The 14,087-nt window shown below is 70.4% G+C and carries 16 protein-coding genes and 1 tRNA gene; 10 read left to right on the forward strand and 7 right to left on the reverse strand.

The window, feature by feature from the left end; all coding sequences use genetic code 11:
* Nucleotides 1-39 precede the first annotated feature (39 nt).
* The 4 genes from rsrA to OG959_RS11450 form a co-directional block, all read right to left on the reverse strand.
* The gene (rsrA, locus tag OG959_RS11435; protein WP_219567557.1) at nucleotides 40-360 is read right to left on the reverse strand and encodes a mycothiol system anti-sigma-R factor; all 321 of its coding nucleotides are present in this window, start codon (nucleotides 358-360) and stop codon (nucleotides 40-42) included.
* Entirely contained in the window at nucleotides 357-1,013 is a 657-nt protein-coding gene (locus tag OG959_RS11440; protein WP_018105559.1) for a sigma-70 family RNA polymerase sigma factor, read from the reverse strand. Before OG959_RS11440 ends, rsrA begins: the two co-directional genes overlap by 4 nt.
* 284 nt (nucleotides 1,014-1,297) lie before the next feature.
* The gene (locus tag OG959_RS11445; RefSeq protein ID WP_326658051.1) at nucleotides 1,298-1,948 is read right to left on the reverse strand and encodes an alpha/beta hydrolase family protein; all 651 of its coding nucleotides are present in this window, start codon (nucleotides 1,946-1,948) and stop codon (nucleotides 1,298-1,300) included.
* 50 nt (nucleotides 1,949-1,998) lie between these two features.
* Nucleotides 1,999-2,814, reverse strand: coding sequence for an SOS response-associated peptidase (locus OG959_RS11450; RefSeq protein WP_326658052.1), 816 nt, complete (start codon nucleotides 2,812-2,814; stop codon nucleotides 1,999-2,001).
* An 83-nt stretch (nucleotides 2,815-2,897) separates the two neighbouring features.
* Between OG959_RS11450 and OG959_RS11455 the strand changes: the two genes are divergently transcribed.
* The 4 genes from OG959_RS11455 to OG959_RS11470 all read left to right on the forward strand — a co-directional run bounded on the left by OG959_RS11455 (nucleotide 2,898) and on the right by OG959_RS11470 (nucleotide 6,498).
* Nucleotides 2,898-3,611 carry a M50 family metallopeptidase gene (locus tag OG959_RS11455; protein ID WP_326658053.1) on the forward strand — a complete coding sequence of 238 codons (714 nt, stop codon included), beginning with the start codon at nucleotides 2,898-2,900 and terminating at the stop codon, nucleotides 3,609-3,611.
* Between the two features lie 51 nt (nucleotides 3,612-3,662).
* Entirely contained in the window at nucleotides 3,663-5,003 is a 1,341-nt protein-coding gene (aroA, locus tag OG959_RS11460; protein WP_326658054.1) for a 3-phosphoshikimate 1-carboxyvinyltransferase, read from the forward strand.
* A 3-nt stretch (nucleotides 5,004-5,006) separates the two neighbouring features.
* Complete coding sequence (gene rsgA, locus OG959_RS11465) at nucleotides 5,007-6,023, forward strand: ribosome small subunit-dependent GTPase A (RefSeq protein WP_326658055.1); 1,017 nt, start codon at nucleotides 5,007-5,009, stop codon at nucleotides 6,021-6,023.
* A gap of 151 nt (nucleotides 6,024-6,174) precedes the next feature.
* Nucleotides 6,175-6,498 (forward strand): DMT family transporter, encoded by a 324-nt coding sequence (locus OG959_RS11470; RefSeq protein WP_030915586.1) that lies wholly within the window; start codon nucleotides 6,175-6,177, stop codon nucleotides 6,496-6,498.
* On the opposite strand, the gene OG959_RS11475 is transcribed toward OG959_RS11470, so the two are convergent.
* Nucleotides 6,428-7,126: a TetR/AcrR family transcriptional regulator gene (locus tag OG959_RS11475; protein WP_326658056.1), complete on the reverse strand. Its 699-nt coding sequence runs from the start codon at nucleotides 7,124-7,126 to the stop codon at nucleotides 6,428-6,430. The genes OG959_RS11470 and OG959_RS11475 overlap by 71 nt on opposite strands.
* A 153-nt stretch (nucleotides 7,127-7,279) precedes the next feature.
* Between OG959_RS11475 and hisN the strand changes: the two genes are divergently transcribed.
* Both hisN and OG959_RS11485 read left to right on the forward strand, forming a co-directional pair.
* Nucleotides 7,280-8,080: a histidinol-phosphatase gene (gene hisN, locus OG959_RS11480; protein WP_326658057.1), complete on the forward strand. Its 801-nt coding sequence runs from the start codon at nucleotides 7,280-7,282 to the stop codon at nucleotides 8,078-8,080.
* Nucleotides 8,081-8,276: 196 nt separating this feature from the next.
* Nucleotides 8,277-8,678 carry a CBS domain-containing protein gene (locus OG959_RS11485; protein WP_326658058.1) on the forward strand — a complete coding sequence of 134 codons (402 nt, stop codon included), beginning with the start codon at nucleotides 8,277-8,279 and terminating at the stop codon, nucleotides 8,676-8,678.
* A 135-nt stretch (nucleotides 8,679-8,813) separates the two neighbouring features.
* Here the strand turns inward: OG959_RS11485 and OG959_RS11490 are convergent, their stop codons facing one another.
* On the reverse strand, nucleotides 8,814-10,265 hold the full coding sequence (locus OG959_RS11490; RefSeq protein WP_326658059.1) for a catalase: 1,452 nt from the start codon (nucleotides 10,263-10,265) through the stop codon (nucleotides 8,814-8,816).
* 176 nt (nucleotides 10,266-10,441) lie between these two features.
* On the opposite strand from OG959_RS11490, the gene OG959_RS11495 reads away from it, so the two are divergent.
* The 4 genes from OG959_RS11495 to OG959_RS11510 all read left to right on the forward strand — a co-directional run bounded on the left by OG959_RS11495 (nucleotide 10,442) and on the right by OG959_RS11510 (nucleotide 13,930).
* Nucleotides 10,442-10,861, forward strand: a complete 420-nt coding sequence (locus tag OG959_RS11495; RefSeq protein WP_326658060.1) for a Fur family transcriptional regulator — start codon at nucleotides 10,442-10,444, stop codon at nucleotides 10,859-10,861.
* 203 nt (nucleotides 10,862-11,064) lie between these two features.
* A complete protein-coding gene (locus OG959_RS11500) occupies nucleotides 11,065-11,883 on the forward strand; it encodes an ABC transporter ATP-binding protein (RefSeq protein WP_326658061.1) in 819 nt (272 codons plus the stop codon).
* Nucleotides 11,880-12,752, forward strand: a complete 873-nt coding sequence (locus OG959_RS11505) for an ABC transporter permease (RefSeq protein ID WP_326658062.1) — start codon at nucleotides 11,880-11,882, stop codon at nucleotides 12,750-12,752. The genes OG959_RS11500 and OG959_RS11505 overlap by 4 nt, the downstream gene beginning before the upstream one ends.
* A gap of 32 nt (nucleotides 12,753-12,784) precedes the next feature.
* On the forward strand, nucleotides 12,785-13,930 hold the full coding sequence (locus OG959_RS11510) for an ABC transporter substrate-binding protein (RefSeq protein ID WP_326658063.1): 1,146 nt from the start codon (nucleotides 12,785-12,787) through the stop codon (nucleotides 13,928-13,930).
* Nucleotides 13,931-14,000: 70 nt separating this feature from the next.
* Here OG959_RS11510 and OG959_RS11515 read toward each other — a convergent pair.
* Nucleotides 14,001-14,074 (reverse strand) — tRNA-Met (locus OG959_RS11515).
* Nucleotides 14,075-14,087 lie beyond the last annotated feature (13 nt).

The following is a 14,087-nucleotide window of genomic DNA, read 5'->3' on the forward strand; positions in this document are numbered from 1 at the left end:
GAGTGCCGTCGACTGCGATTAGCACGTTCGGGTGATGCGTCATTCGTTGGCGGCGGCCGGCAGCTCGGTGTCGGAGACCGTGACGTCCTGTTCCGGTACCGCCTGCCCGGACCGGATCAGGTCGATCCGGCCCATCACCTTCGAGCGCAGGTCGGCCGGGACGTCGTCCTGACCGCAGCAGCGCTTGACCAGCTTCTTCACGGCCTGCTCCAGGCCGTACTTCTCCAGGCACGGGGAGCACTCGCCGAAGTGCACCTCGAACTTGTTGCAGTCGCTGTCGGGCATCTCCCGGTCGAGGAACTCGTAGAGGTGATCGAGGACCTCAGCGCACTCCGTCTCGTGCGGCTCTCCGCAGCTCATGAGCCCGAGCCTTTCCGATCGTCCGACTCACCGGCGCCCGCCGGGACGAGCCCGCGGTCACGGGCGTAGTCCTCCAGCATGCCGCGCAGTTGACGGCGGCCCCGGTGCAGTCGGGACATCACCGTACCAATGGGAGTCCCCATGATGTCCGCGATCTCCTTGTAGGCAAAGCCCTCTACATCGGCGAGATAGACGGCGATGCGGAACTCTTCGGGGATGGCCTGCAGCGCAGACTTCACATCGGAGTCGGGCAGGTGGTCAAGAGCCTGGGACTCGGCGGAGCGCAGACCGGTCGACATGTGCGACTCGGCACGGGCCAGCTGCCAGTCCTCGATCTCCTCGGCCGCACTGCGCTGGGGTTCGCGCTGCTTCTTGCGGTACGAGTTGATGAAGGTGTTGGTGAGGATGCGGTACATCCACGCCTTGAGGTTGGTGCCCTCACGGAACTGATGGAAGGAGCCGTACGCCTTGGCGTACGTCTCCTGGACCAGATCCTCGGCGTCCGCGGGGTTGCGCGTCATGCGCAGCGCGGCCGAGTACATCTGGTCGAGGAAACCGAGGGCATCGCGCTCGAAGCGCGCGTTGCGCTCGGCGGTCGTCTCCTGCGGGCGGCCGTCGTCGGTCCCTGTGTCGGTCCCAGTGACCGGACCCACCTCCTCCAACGCTGTGGCGGAGCCGAAACCGGACCCGCTCGAATCGGAGAATAGTCGACCTTGGTCCGACGCGGGCTGTCGATCCGATCCGCTCAGTGCCCGCTCGGGAGTGGTCTTGGCCGCATGCAGCACCGTCCACTCCAGGTCAGCGGCGTTCGAGCGACGCGGGCAGATGGTCGAACCCATGCGACGGACTCCCTCTCCACAGACGACGTTGGTGTACCGACGTCCCGAACAACAGCGGCCCCCCGTTCAACATTCCCGGGTCCCGGGCCGGTCCCGGATCACACGATTCCGGCCAGCCAGCCGGTCACGGACGTGGTGAGGATCTCCATCGCCCGGTCCTCGGTCAGCCCGGAGCGCTTGGGGACGGCGAAGCCGTGGTCCCCGTGCGGCACCTCGGCCATCTGGTACTCCCCCGGAGGGAATTCGGCGGGTTTGCCGAACGGGTCGTTGCCGCCCTGGACGACGAGCGTGGGGAGGCCGGAGCCCAGGAGCTCGTCGGCGCGGGACTTCTCGGGGCGGCCCGGAGGGTGCAGCGGGAAGCTGAGCGCGAGGACCGCCCGGGCGCCGAGCTCCGCCGCGGTCCGGCAGGCGACCCTGGCCCCGGCGCTGCGCCCTCCGGCGACGACCGGGAGCCCCGGTGCCGCCAGTGCCGGCCACAGGCCCCGCCAGCCGGTGTCCAGGGTCTTCGGGGCGGGCGCCAGCTTCTTCCCGGCGACCCGCCAGGGCTGCTCCACCAGAGCGACGCTCACCCCGTGGGCGGGCAGCGCGGCGGCGAGGGCCTTGAGGTCCCGGGCCTCGATGCCGCCGCCCGCGCCGTGTCCGAGCGCGAGCAGGAGGCGGGGCTTCTCCGCGGGCAGCCAGGTGATCCGAGCCGTACCGGGCTCGGTGTCGACAGTCTCGGTGCGGGGTTCCTTCTCGGTGGCTTTCACGCCCCCATCCAACCAACCCGCGGCGAGCCGCCCGGGGTACGGCACGTCCCTCAGAACAGCGTGCTCACCTCGGGCGCGGCGAGCTCGTCCTTCAACTCCGGTCCGTTGTTGCGGACGTTGCTGACGGCGGTGGCCACCGGATACGCCCGCATGAGCCCGCCGGGCGGGGGCGCGAGCAGCCCGCGCAGCTCCTCGACGTCGGTGCGGGACGGGTCGAGCCAGTCGTCCCAGCGGTCCGGGGTCAGCATCAGCGGCATCCGGGGGTGGATGTCGGCGAGCGCGGACGGGCCCTCGGCGGGCGCGACGGCCAGCGGGGCCGTCTCCGCCTCGGTCGTGATCACCGAGCAGGTCACCCACCAGGCCCGGGGGTGGTCGTCCGGCAGGGTCCGGTCGCGCCAGAACTCGTAGAGACCGGCCATGGCGAAGACCGATCCGTCGGCGGGCGTCACGAAGTACGGCTGCTTGCGGGGGCGCTTCTTCCGCCCCTTCTCCTCCAGCTGCCGCTCCTCGCTGCCGGTCACCCACTCGTAATAGCCGTCGGCCGGCAGGATGCAGCGCCGGGAGACGAAGGGGCGGCGGAAGGACGGCTTCTCGTGGACCGTCTCGGCGCGGGCGTTGATCATCCGGGCGCCGCCCTCCGGGGATTTGGCCCAGGAGGGCACGAGTCCCCACTTCAGGGCGCGCAACTGGCGAACCGGACGCTGGTCGTCGGCGTCCTTCACAGGACGTTCCAGTACGGCGTAGACCTCCTTGGTCGGCGCCACGTTGTAATCGGGTTCCAGCGTCTCGGCCGGTTCCCACTTCTCCACCTGGAAGAGTCCGGTCAGATCCTCGGGCCGCCGACTCGCTGCATACCGTCCGCACATAGGTGCCAGACTGCCACGACCGTCATCCGGACCGGACCCCGATGACGTCAATGACGCCAATACCGCAAGGAGCCGCCCACACCATGGACAGCACCGATCTCGGCAATCTGTGGGACCGCGTCTTCGGCACCCAGCCCGCCCCCGAGCAGTGGCTGGTGGTGGTGACCGCCACCGCCGCGCTCATCGCCGTCGTACCGAACTTCATATGGCGGCTGTCACGCAACGCGATCACCATCGCCCACGAGGGCGGCCACGGGCTGATCGCCCTGGTCACCGGACGGCAGCTCTCGGGCATCCGGCTGCACTCGGACACCAGCGGGCTGACGGTGAGCCGGGGCAAGCCGACCGGGATCGGCATGGTCCTGACCGCCGCGGCGGGCTACACCGCACCGCCGTTGCTGGGTCTGGGCGGTGCCTGGCTGCTGGTGAACGGCCGGATCACGCTGCTGCTGTGGCTGGCCACGGCGCTGCTCGCGGTGATGCTGGTGATGATCCGCAATGTGTACGGGGCGCTGACGGTCATCCTCACCGGATCGCTCTTCCTGCTGGTGTCCTGGCTGGCCTCGCCCGCCTGGCAGTCCCTGTTCGCCTACAGCGCGGTGTGGTTCCTGCTGCTGGGCGGTGTGCGCCCGGCGTTCGAGCTGCAGTCCAAGCGGCGGCACGGCGGGGCACCGGACTCGGACGCGGACCAGTTGTCCCGGCTGACGGACGTGCCGGCCGCGCTGTGGCTGTTCCTGTTCCACGCGGTGTCGCTCTGCTCGCTCATCGGCGGCGGCCGCTGGCTGCTGGGGCTGTGAGCCCGGCCCGCGCCGCCACGCCCCGTTTGCCCGACGCTCTAAAGTGACCCCATGACCGAAAGTTCCGTGCACCCCGCCCTCTGGCCCGCCCCTCACGCGAGCGGAGCCGTCGACGCCACCGTCACGGTGCCCGGATCGAAGTCGGTCACCAACCGCGCGCTCGTGCTCGCCGCGCTCTCCTCGGAGCCCGGGTGGCTGCGCCGCCCGCTGCGCTCCCGCGACACCCTGCTGATGGCCGAGGCGCTGCGCGCGATGGGCGTCGGCATCGAGGAGACGGTGTCCTCCAGCTCGTCCGTCGCCGGCGGCCCCGACGGTTCGGGCGAGGCCTGGCGGGTCATCCCGGCCGGTCTGCACGGCCCGGTCACCGTCGATGTCGGCAACGCCGGTACGGTCATGCGCTTCCTGCCCCCCGTGGCGACCCTGGCCAACGGGACGGTCCGCTTCGACGGCGACCCCCGTTCCTACGAGCGCCCGCTGACGGGCGTGATCGACGCCCTGCGCGTGCTCGGCGCCCGGATCGACGACGACGGCCGCGGTTCCCTGCCGATGACCGTGCACGGCGGCGGCGCGCTGGACGGCGGCCCGGTCGCGATCGACGCCTCCTCGTCCTCCCAGTTCGTCTCGGCGCTGCTGCTGTCGGCGCCGCGTTTCAACCAGGGCGTGGAGGTACGCCACACCGGCGCCCTGCTGCCCTCGATGCCCCACATCCGGATGACCGTCGACATGCTGCGGGCCGTCGGCGCCCAGGTGGACGAGCCGGAGACGGGCGGCGAGCCGAACGTCTGGCGGGTCTCCCCCTCGGCGCTGCTGGGCCGCGACCTGACCGTGGAGCCCGACCTGTCCAACGCCCAGCCGTTCCTGGCCGCGGCACTGGTCACCGGTGGCCGGGTCACCGTTCCGGACTGGCCGCTGCGCACCACACAACCCGGTGACGCGCTGCGCGAGATCTTCACCGCGATGGGCGGCAGCTGCGAGCTGACCGAGCACGGGCTGACCTTCACCGGCTCGGGCCGGATCCACGGCATCGACGTCGACCTCGGCGAGGTCGGCGAGCTGACCCCGGGCATCGCGGCCGTCGCGGCCCTGGCCGACTCCCCCTCCACCCTGAGCGGCGTCGCCCACCTGCGGCTGCACGAGACGGACCGGCTGGCCGCGCTCACCAAGGAGATCAACGAGCTGGGCGGCGACGTCACCGAGACCGCCGACGGCCTCCACATCCGGCCCCGGCCGCTGCACGGCGGTACCTTCCATACGTACGACGACCACCGCATGGCCACCGCGGGGTCGATCATCGGCCTTGCCGTCCCCGGAGTGGAGATCGAGAACGTGGCGACGACCGCCAAGACCCTGCCCGACTTCCCGCAGATGTGGACCGGAATGCTCGGGGCCTGAGACATGCGCCGCTACGGCAAGAACCCCGACGAGGACGACATCCGGGTCCGCCCCAACCGCAAGGGCAACCGGCCTCGTACGCACATCCGGCCCAAGCACGAGGACGCCGAGGAGGGCATGGTCCTCACCGTGGACCGCGGCCGCCTCACCTGTCTCGTCGAGGGCCGTACGGTCGTCGCGATGAAGGCCCGTGAGCTGGGCCGCAAGGCCGCGGTGGTGGGCGATACCGTCTCCATCGTCGGCGATCTGTCCGGCGAGAAGGACACTCTCGCCCGGATCGTCCGGATCGGTGAGCGCCGGACGGTGCTGCGCCGGACGGCCGACGACGACGACCCGTTCGAGCGGGTCGTGGTGGCCAACGCGGACCAGCTGGCGATCGTCACCGCACTGGCGGATCCGGAACCCCGGCCGCGCATGATCGACCGCTGTCTGGTCGCCGCGTACGACGGCGGGCTCTCCCCTCTCCTGGTGCTGACCAAGTCCGATCTGGCCTCCCCGGACAAGCTGCTGGAGGCCTACACCCCGCTGGGGGTCCCGTTCATCGTCACCAGCCGCGAGGAACTGGAGAACGGCGACGCGGCCGACCGGGTCCGCGAGCAGCTGAACGACCGGGTCACCGCCTTCGTCGGGCACTCCGGTGTCGGCAAGACCACCCTGGTCAACGCCCTCGTCCCCAAGGACAGGCGCCGCACCACCGGGGTCGTCAACGCGGTCACCGGCCGCGGCCGGCACACCACCACGTCGGCGCTGGCGCTCCCGCTGCCGGACTACCGGGGCTGGGTGATCGACACCCCCGGCGTCCGCTCCTTCGGGCTGCACCACATCGACCCGTCCCGGGTCATCAACGCGTTCCCCGACCTCCAGCCCGGCACCGAGGAGTGCCCGCGCGGGTGCACCCACGACAGCCAGCAACCGGAATGTGCGCTGGACGCCTGGGTGGCGGCGGGGCACGCCGATCCGGCACGGCTGGACTCGCTGCGCCGGCTGCTGTCCACCCGGGAGCGGCGCGAGGGCGACTGACGCCGTCCGCCGCGGGCGGCACGAGGGCGCAGGGCCCGGGAGCGACGCGAAGGCGACAGGCCCCGCCACGTTTGCGATCACCCGCCATTGGTAAGTGCATAATCACACCCAGCGGTACAAGGCGGTCACCTACGCGGGAGGGGCACTGACGATGGCGTGGCTGCTGGTCGTGGTCGCGGGACTTCTGGAGACCGGCTTCGCGGTCTGCCTCAAGCTCTCGCACGGCTTCACCCGGCTCTGGCCGACCATCGCCTTCTGCATCTTCGCCCTCGGCAGTTTCGGTCTGCTGACCCTGTCGTTGAAGAAGCTCGACGTCGGGCCCGCCTACGCGGTGTGGACCGGCATCGGGGCCGCGGGCACCGCGATCTACGGCATGGTCTTCCTGGACGACGTGGTGTCCACGCTCAAGCTGGTCTCGATCTCTCTGGTGATCCTCGGTGTGATCGGTCTTCAGCTGTCCGGCTCCTCGCACTGACGGGCCACCCCGGTCGCGCATCCGCGTCCGGCAGCCGTTCCACGACGTCCCGTACCAGTTGCACCCCGTCTCCCGCACCGCCCCCGGGCACCAGCGCGTAGGACAGGGCGAGCCGCAGGGCGAGCTCGCAGGTCATGGCCAGGGCGGCCGGGTCGTGCGGCGGGCGCCCGTCGTCCAGTACGGCCACCGCCCGGTCCCTGACCTGTCCGAGGAGTTCGGCGGGGGTCGGTGGTCCGGCGTCGGCCCTGCGCTGGGCGGGCACGGCGGAGGCAGGGCGTCGCGGCGCGGCGACGGGGTGGGGTAACCGCTCACCCCAGCAGCCCGTGAGCAGCCCCCTGACCAGGGCGTTCGCCCGTGTGGCGCGGACCGTCCAGGCGGCGGTGGCGGCGAGCCTGTCGCCCGTGCCGCCGGCGGATGCCAGGGCCCGTTCGACGCCGGCGAGATAGCTGTCGGCGGCGCGCCGGACCAGGGCCCGGGCCAGTCCGTCCTTGCTGCCGAACTCGTTGTAGAGCGTCTGCCGGGACACCCCGGCGGCCGCGGCGACGTCGACCATCCGCACGGTGGGCCAGGGCCGTGCGGCGAGCGCCGCGTGGGCGGCGTCCAGCAGTGCTTCCCGCGCTGTCGGCATCGTCGCCTCCCACGCCAGGGCCGTGTCCGGCACTCCGGACAGGGCCCAGGGGCTCTGCGTTTCAGAGTTGAGGCGCTCCCCCGCACTGTCAAGGCTTCACGCAGCCTCCGGGGCCCTGTGGCTCCGTTCACCCGCGGTGGATACTGTGACGGCATGCCCGACTACCACGATGATCTGCGCCTTGCCCACGTGCTGGCGGACGCCGCCGACGCGACGACGATGGACCGGTTCAAGGCTCTGGACCTCAAGGTCGAGACCAAGCCGGACATGACGCCGGTGAGCGAGGCCGACAAGGCCGCCGAGGAGCTGATCCGCGGCCACCTCCATCGGGCACGGCCGCGCGACGCGATCCTGGGCGAGGAGTACGGGATCGAGGGGACGGGTCCGCGCCGCTGGGTGATCGACCCGATCGACGGCACCAAGAACTATGTTCGCGGCGTGCCTGTCTGGGCGACGCTCATCTCCCTGATGGAGGCCGGCGAGGACGGTTTCCAGCCGGTGGTCGGCGTGGTGTCGGCACCGGCGCTGCAGCGCCGGTGGTGGGCCGCGAAGGGCGCGGGTGCGTTCTCCGGCCGCAGCCTGACCTCCGCGACCAGGCTCAGTGTCTCGAAGGTGGAGCGCATCGCGGACGCCTCGTTCGCGTACTCCTCGCTGACCGGCTGGGAGGAGCAGGGCCGGCTGGACGGTTTCATGGACCTGACCAGGGCCTGCTGGCGCACCCGTGGGTACGGTGACTTCTGGCCGTACATGATGGTCGCCGAGGGTTCGGTCGACATCTGCGCGGAGCCGGAGCTCTCGCTCTGGGACATGGCCGCGAACGCGATCATCGTCCAGGAGGCGGGTGGCCTGTTCACCAGCCTGGACGGAGTCAGCGGACCGGGCGGCGGGAATGCCGCGGCCTCGAACGGGACGCTCCACCAGGAACTTCTGGGTTACCTGAACCAGCGTTACTGACCTCGCCGTACCGGGCCGCACGGTCCTGAGCAGCGAACGGAACCGACGAGGGGCGTGCCGCACCACCGCACGCCCCTCGAACGATCTCCGCTCCCCCTTGTTGCCGCCTCATATCGGTGCAACTCTGAGAGTCCCCCCACTTGTGAACTTGTGAATCGACTCACAGAGTCGCTTCACGAAGGAGGTGGCTCCCTTCATGCTCGTCCGTGACGCCATGAGCACGATGGTCCTGACCATCGGCCCGACCCACACCCTCCGCCAGGCCGCCCGGCTGATGTCGGCGCGCCGGATCGGAGCAGCCGTCGTCCACGACCCGGACACCTGCGGGCTCGGCATCATCACCGAGCGCGACATCCTCAACGCGGTGGGATCGGGGCAGGACCCCGATACGGAGACCGCCTCCACCCACACGACGACCGATGTGGTCTTCGCCGCACCCACCTGGACCCTGGAGGAGGCGGCCGAGGCCATGACACACGGGGGCTTCCGGCATCTGATCGTGCTGGACGACGACGGACCGGTCGGCATCGTCTCGGTGCGCGACATCATCCGCTGCTGGACACCGGCCAGGCGCCATCCGGTGGAGCTGGTCGGCTGAGGCGGCGGCCCGGCCGGACGCGGGACCGGCCGGCCCCCGCACAGGGGAACCGGCCGGTCCCGCGACTGAAGGACTAGGGCCTCTCGTTTGGATCATGCCGGGCTCGCGGGGTCCGGCCTGATCCAAACGAAGACCCTAGGCGCGCAGCGCCTGGACGGCAGCGTCCAGGCGCTTGCCGAAGTCGCCGTCGGCCTGGCGGAAGTTGTTGATCGCACGCTCGGCGATGTCATCGCGCGAGACCTTCGCGATGAACCCGGCGAGGTTGTCGATCAGCCGGGTCTTCTCGTCCTCGGAGTAGAGCCGGTAGAGATTCCCGGCCTGTACGAAGTCGTCGTCCTCGGCGTGGCTCGGCGCCTCGTGGGTGCCGGTGCCGCCCGTGACCTGGGTGGGCTCCCACAGGGGGCGGTCGGTCTGGGCCGGGCCGCCGAAGCTGTTCGGCTCGTAGTTCTTCGCACCCTTGTGACGGCCGTCGTACAGGTACCCGTCACGGCTGTTGGTGCGCGCCTCGGTGGCGTGCGGGCGGTTGACCGGCAGGTGGTCGGCGTTGATGCCGACGCGGTAGCGGTGCGCGTCGCCGTACGCGAAGAGGCGGCCCTGGAGCATCTTGTCGGGGGACGGACCGATGCCGGGCACGAAGTGTGCGGGGCTGAAGATCGACTGCTCGGTCTCGGCGAAGACGTTCTCGGGGTTCCGGTTGAGCTCGAGCCTGCCGATCTCGACCGGCGGGTAGTCCGCGTGCGGCCACACCTTGGTGAGGTCGAACGGGTTGAAGCGGTACGCCGCCGCTTCGGCCGCCGGCATGATCTGGACCTGCACGGTCCAGGACGGGAACTCGCCGCGCTCGATGGACTCACGCAGGTCGCGCTGGTGGCTGTCCGGGTCCTCACCCGCGAGCTTGTTGGCCTCGTCCTGGGTGAGGTTCCTGATGCCCTGGTCGGTCTTGAAGTGGTACTTGACCCAGAAGACCTCGCCGGCCTCGTTGTTCCACTGGTAGGTGTGCGAGCCGTACCCGTTCATGTGGCGCAGCGTGGCGGGTATGCCCCGGTCTCCGAAGAGCCAGGTCACCTGGTGGGTGGACTCGGGCGACAGACCCCAGAAGTCCCAGACGTTGTCCGCCTCCTGCGAGCCGGTGTACGGGTCGCGCTTCTGGGTGTGGATGAAGTCCGGGAACTTGATGGCGTCCTTGATGAAGAACACCGGGGTGTTGTTGCCGACGAGGTCGTAGTTGCCGTCCTCGGTGTAGAACTTCAGCGCGAAACCACGCGGGTCCCGCACCGCGTCGGCGGAGCCGAGGTTGCCCGCGACGGTGGAGAACCGCAGGAACGTCTCGGTCTGCTTTCCGACCTCGGAGAGGAACTTCGCACGCGTCCACTGCGAGACGTCACGGGTCAGGGTGAACGTGCCGTACGCACCGGCGCCGCGGGCGTGCACGATGCGCTCCGGAATGCGCTCACGGTTGAAGTGCGCGAGCTTCTCCAGCAGCGACTGGTCCTGCACCAGAACCGGACCGCCGACGCCCGCGGTCTGGCTGTTCTGGTTGTCGGCGACCGGTGCGCCGGCCTCCGTAGTGAGCGGTCCCTGTGTCACGTGCGCCTCCTGCGTCGTTCCTGCGTATACGCCACGCCGTCATGGCGTCATGGCGAGCACAGCCTGTCCCTGGCCTATGTCGTATCTGATCCTACAATGGACTAAGTCCAAGTCAATGCAGCATCCAAATCCACACCCGTTCAGGACCAGGCGCCCGCCACTGCTAGGCTTGCGCCATGAGTGACCTGCTGGAACGACTCCGTGGACGCGGCTGGCGCATGACCGCACAACGGCGCGTCGTGGCCGAGGTCCTCGACGGGGACCATGTGCATCTGACGGCCGACGAGGTCCACGCGCGGGCCGTCGCCAGGCTGCCCGAGATCTCCCGCGCCACCGTCTACAACACCCTGGGCGAGATGGTGACCCTCGGCGAGGTCATCGAGGTCTCCACCGACCGCCGGGCGAAGCGTTACGACCCGAACGCGCACCGCCCCCACCACCACCTGGTCTGCGCGAAGTGCGGCGCCATCCGCGACGTGCACCCGGCGGGCGACCCGCTCGCGGACCTGCCGGCCGGTGAACGCTTCGGCTTCATGATCTCCGGCGTCGAGATGACGTACCGCGGCATCTGCCCGAACTGCGCCGCTCCCGCCTGACCTGAACGACTCCCCCTCCGCCCTCACCGGATGTTCCGGTGGGGGCGCTTTCGTCATGTCCGGGCCGCCGCCCGCGGCGGGGCCGGCCACCCCTCCGCCGTCGCGCACCCCCTTCCCCAATCTGACGGGTCGTCATATCGTCATCGGCGATCACAGCCGCCCCCGCGACGGCTGTGCACCTCGATGTGCACGAGGAGACACCCGTGGGAGACCCGCACCCGAACCCACCCCAGGCAACCGCGCCGTCCGTCACCGCGCCCAAACTCCGGGCCCACGCCCTGTCCCGTTCCTTCGGGCGCGGCACCCGGGCCCTGGCCGCACTCGGCCCCGTCGATCTCGACATCGCACCGGGCGAGTTCACCTGCATCGTCGGACCGTCCGGCTGCGGCAAGTCCACCCTGCTGAGGATCGCGGCCGGACTCCTGCGGCCCACCGCCGGGGAGCTGTCCATCCGTACGGCGTCGCCCCGCCCGGCAGCGATGATCTTCCAGGACTACGGGATCCATGACTGGAAGACCGTCCTGGCCAACGTCCGCTTCGGCCTCGACATCCAGCGCGTGCCCCGCCGCGAGGCCGATGCCAGAGCGCGCGACTGGCTGGCCCGGCTGGGTCTCGCCGACTTCGCCGGCGCCTATCCCGCCGAGCTCTCCGGCGGAATGCGCCAGCGCGTGGCGATCGCCCGCGCGCTCGCCGTCGAGCCCGAGATCCTGCTGATGGACGAGCCGTTCGCCGCGCTCGACGCCCAGTTGCGCACGATCATGCAGGACGAACTGCTGGACCTCACCCAGACCACACGCACCACCACCCTGTTCATCACCCACAGCCTGGAGGAGGCGATCGTGCTCGGCGACCGGGTCCTGGTGATGTCCGCCAGACCGGGCCGGATCATCGCCGAACACCGCCCGCCGTTCGCCCGGCCGCGCACCGGCGACATCCGCTCGACCCCCGAGTTCACCGCGTTGAAGAGCGAGTTGTGGGAACTGCTGCGCGTCGAAGTACGCGGAGAGGCGGCGCAGGCATGAGCACAGCCCTGAAGTCCACCACCACCCCTGAGGAACAGGTCCTGGTCCGCAGGCCGGGGCCGCAGGAACTCCATCCCGTACGCACCCATCGCAGGCGCCGCACGCTGGAGGTCGCGCTCGCCGTCGCCGTCCCGCTGCTCCTGGTCCTGCTCTGGCAACTGGCCGCCGCCAGGTCCTGGATCGACGAACGCGTCTACCCCGCGCCCTCGACCATCCTCGCGGACGGCTGGGACCGGGCGGCCGACGGCGATCTGTGGCCGGACGTCCGGGCCACGCTCAAACGGGTCCTCGGCGGCTACGCGATCGGCACGGTCGCGGGTTACGCCCTCGGCCTGCTGATGGGTTCGCTCGCGCTCGTCCGGGCCGCCCTGGAACCGCTGCTCGACGCCCTCTACGTCGTACCGAAGCTGGCGCTGCTGCCGGTGTTCCTCAATATGTTCGGCCTCGGCGAGGGACCGCAGATCGCCCTGGTCGCCGCCACCGTCTTCTTCTTCGTCTGGATCTCGACGATGGCAGCCGTGCTCGCCGTCCCGTCCGGACACCGCGACGCGGGGCAGGTGTTCGGCGCCTCGCCCTGGCAGATGTTCCGGCACATCCTGCTGCCCGCCTCACTCCCCGCCGTCCTGGTCGGTGCGCGGATCGCGGCGGGGGTGGCCGTCCTGGTCATCGTCGCCTCGGAGCAGATCGCGGCGGCCGACGGGCTCGGGCACCTGATCTTCGACTCCCGCGCCCTGTTCCAGAACGACGTGATGTTCGTCGGCATCGTCTGCGTGGCGGTGCTCGGCGTCGTCTTCTCCGAAGTCGTGCGGATCGCGGGCCGGCTACTCACCCCGTGGGCCCCGCGCGACCGCGGCCGCAGTCAGTCGTGAACGGTTCCACCCGCTCCCCGTACGGAGGCACTGTGCGTACACGTACCCCTTTCACCTGCACCGTTGTGCTCGTGGCGGCGTCCCTGCTCGGCGCTGCGGGCTGCGCCGGGAACGACCCGTCCGGCGACGCCGCCGCCGACACCGCACCGCGCACCGTCAAGCCGGTCGCCGGCTGCGGCGCCGGCGGCTGGACCGACCCCTCGGACCTCGCACCCGACCGCAAGCCCGCCCGCTGCGTCAAGGGCGCACCGGCGCCGCAGCCGCTCGCGAAGAAACGGAAGATCACCGTCGCCACCGGGACCCTGAGCGCGGAGTACGTCGCACCTCTCCAGGTCGCGGTCGCCAAGGGTGAGTTCGCCAAGGAGGGTCTTGACGTCTCCCTGAAGGTGCTGCCCACCCCGGACGCCCTGCCGCTGCTCGCCAAGGGCGACGTCGACGCGCAGTGGGCCGCGCCCGAGGCCGCGGTGATGAACGGCATCAACGGCGGCTTCGCCATCAAGTGGGTGGCGGGCAACTTCTCCCCGGACCCGACCTCCAAGAGCGGCCTGTGGGTACGCCTCAAGGAGGGCGAGAGCGCCGATCACGTGGACATGGCCGGGCGAAAGCTCGGCACGATGATCGGCAAGGGCTCCGTGATCGCGTATCCGATGGACACGTCGCTGAAGAAGCACGGCGGCGGGCTCGACAGGATCAGCTTCCAGCAGCTCGGCTCCGCGGACGTGCTCACCGCCCTGCAGAACGGTGGCGTGGACTCCGCCTGGCTGCTCGACCCGATCTGGCGGAAGGTGGACGGCGACAAGAAGTACGCCTTCCTCGGCGGCCAGCCCGTCGGCGAGCCGCTCGGCGGGCTGCTGTTCGGTCCGAACCTGCTGAACAAGGACCCGGACGCGGGCGTCGCCTTCCTCCGGGCCTACATCCGCACGGTGAACACCTACTTCGCGGGCGACTACAAGTCCGACCCCGCCTTCGTCGCCGAACTGGCCGGGCTCATGAAGACCGACGAAGCCACCCTGCGATCGACACCCTCGATGCGGATGGACTGGGAGATCAGGAAGGGCACGACGGACCGGCTGCAGAAGGCGTACGCCGACTCGGGGGTCTCGACCGGGGACCCGGTACCGGAGGACAAGGCCGTGGACCGGGCGATGTACGGCGAGGCGGTGGGCCACAAGCCCTGAGCCGGGCCGAACCCTGCGCTGCATGCACAGAGGGCCGGATCCTCGAAAGGATCCGGCCCTCTGTCTTCAGTAGCGGGGACAGGATTTGAACCTGCGACCTCTGGGTTATGAGCCCAGCGAGCTACCGAGCTGCTCCACCCCGCGTCGTTGTGATTGC

It is taken from the genome of Streptomyces sp. NBC_00385 (assembly GCF_035917155.1).
Taxonomy (GTDB): domain Bacteria; phylum Actinomycetota; class Actinomycetes; order Streptomycetales; family Streptomycetaceae; genus Streptomyces; species Streptomyces poriferorum.

Bases quoted from the DNA above. Each gene is read 5' to 3' on its own strand.
- rsrA (WP_219567557.1), bottom strand. From the start codon at position 360: ATGAGCTGCGGAGAGCCGCACGAGACGGAGTGCGCTGAGGTCCTCGAT.
- OG959_RS11470 (WP_030915586.1), top strand. From the start codon at position 6,175: ATGGCGTGGCTGCTGGTCGTGGTCGCGGGACTTCTGGAGACCGGCTTC.
- OG959_RS11495 (WP_326658060.1), top strand. From the start codon at position 10,442: ATGAGTGACCTGCTGGAACGACTCCGTGGACGCGGCTGGCGCATGACC.
- OG959_RS11475 (WP_326658056.1), bottom strand. From the start codon at position 7,126: ATGCCGACAGCGCGGGAAGCACTGCTGGACGCCGCCCACGCGGCGCTC.
- OG959_RS11505 (WP_326658062.1), top strand. From the start codon at position 11,880: ATGAGCACAGCCCTGAAGTCCACCACCACCCCTGAGGAACAGGTCCTG.
- hisN (WP_326658057.1), top strand. From the start codon at position 7,280: ATGCCCGACTACCACGATGATCTGCGCCTTGCCCACGTGCTGGCGGAC.
- OG959_RS11450 (WP_326658052.1), bottom strand. From the start codon at position 2,814: ATGTGCGGACGGTATGCAGCGAGTCGGCGGCCCGAGGATCTGACCGGA.
- OG959_RS11485 (WP_326658058.1), top strand. From the start codon at position 8,277: ATGCTCGTCCGTGACGCCATGAGCACGATGGTCCTGACCATCGGCCCG.
- rsgA (WP_326658055.1), top strand. From the start codon at position 5,007: ATGCGCCGCTACGGCAAGAACCCCGACGAGGACGACATCCGGGTCCGC.
- OG959_RS11455 (WP_326658053.1), top strand. From the start codon at position 2,898: ATGGACAGCACCGATCTCGGCAATCTGTGGGACCGCGTCTTCGGCACC.
- aroA (WP_326658054.1), top strand. From the start codon at position 3,663: ATGACCGAAAGTTCCGTGCACCCCGCCCTCTGGCCCGCCCCTCACGCG.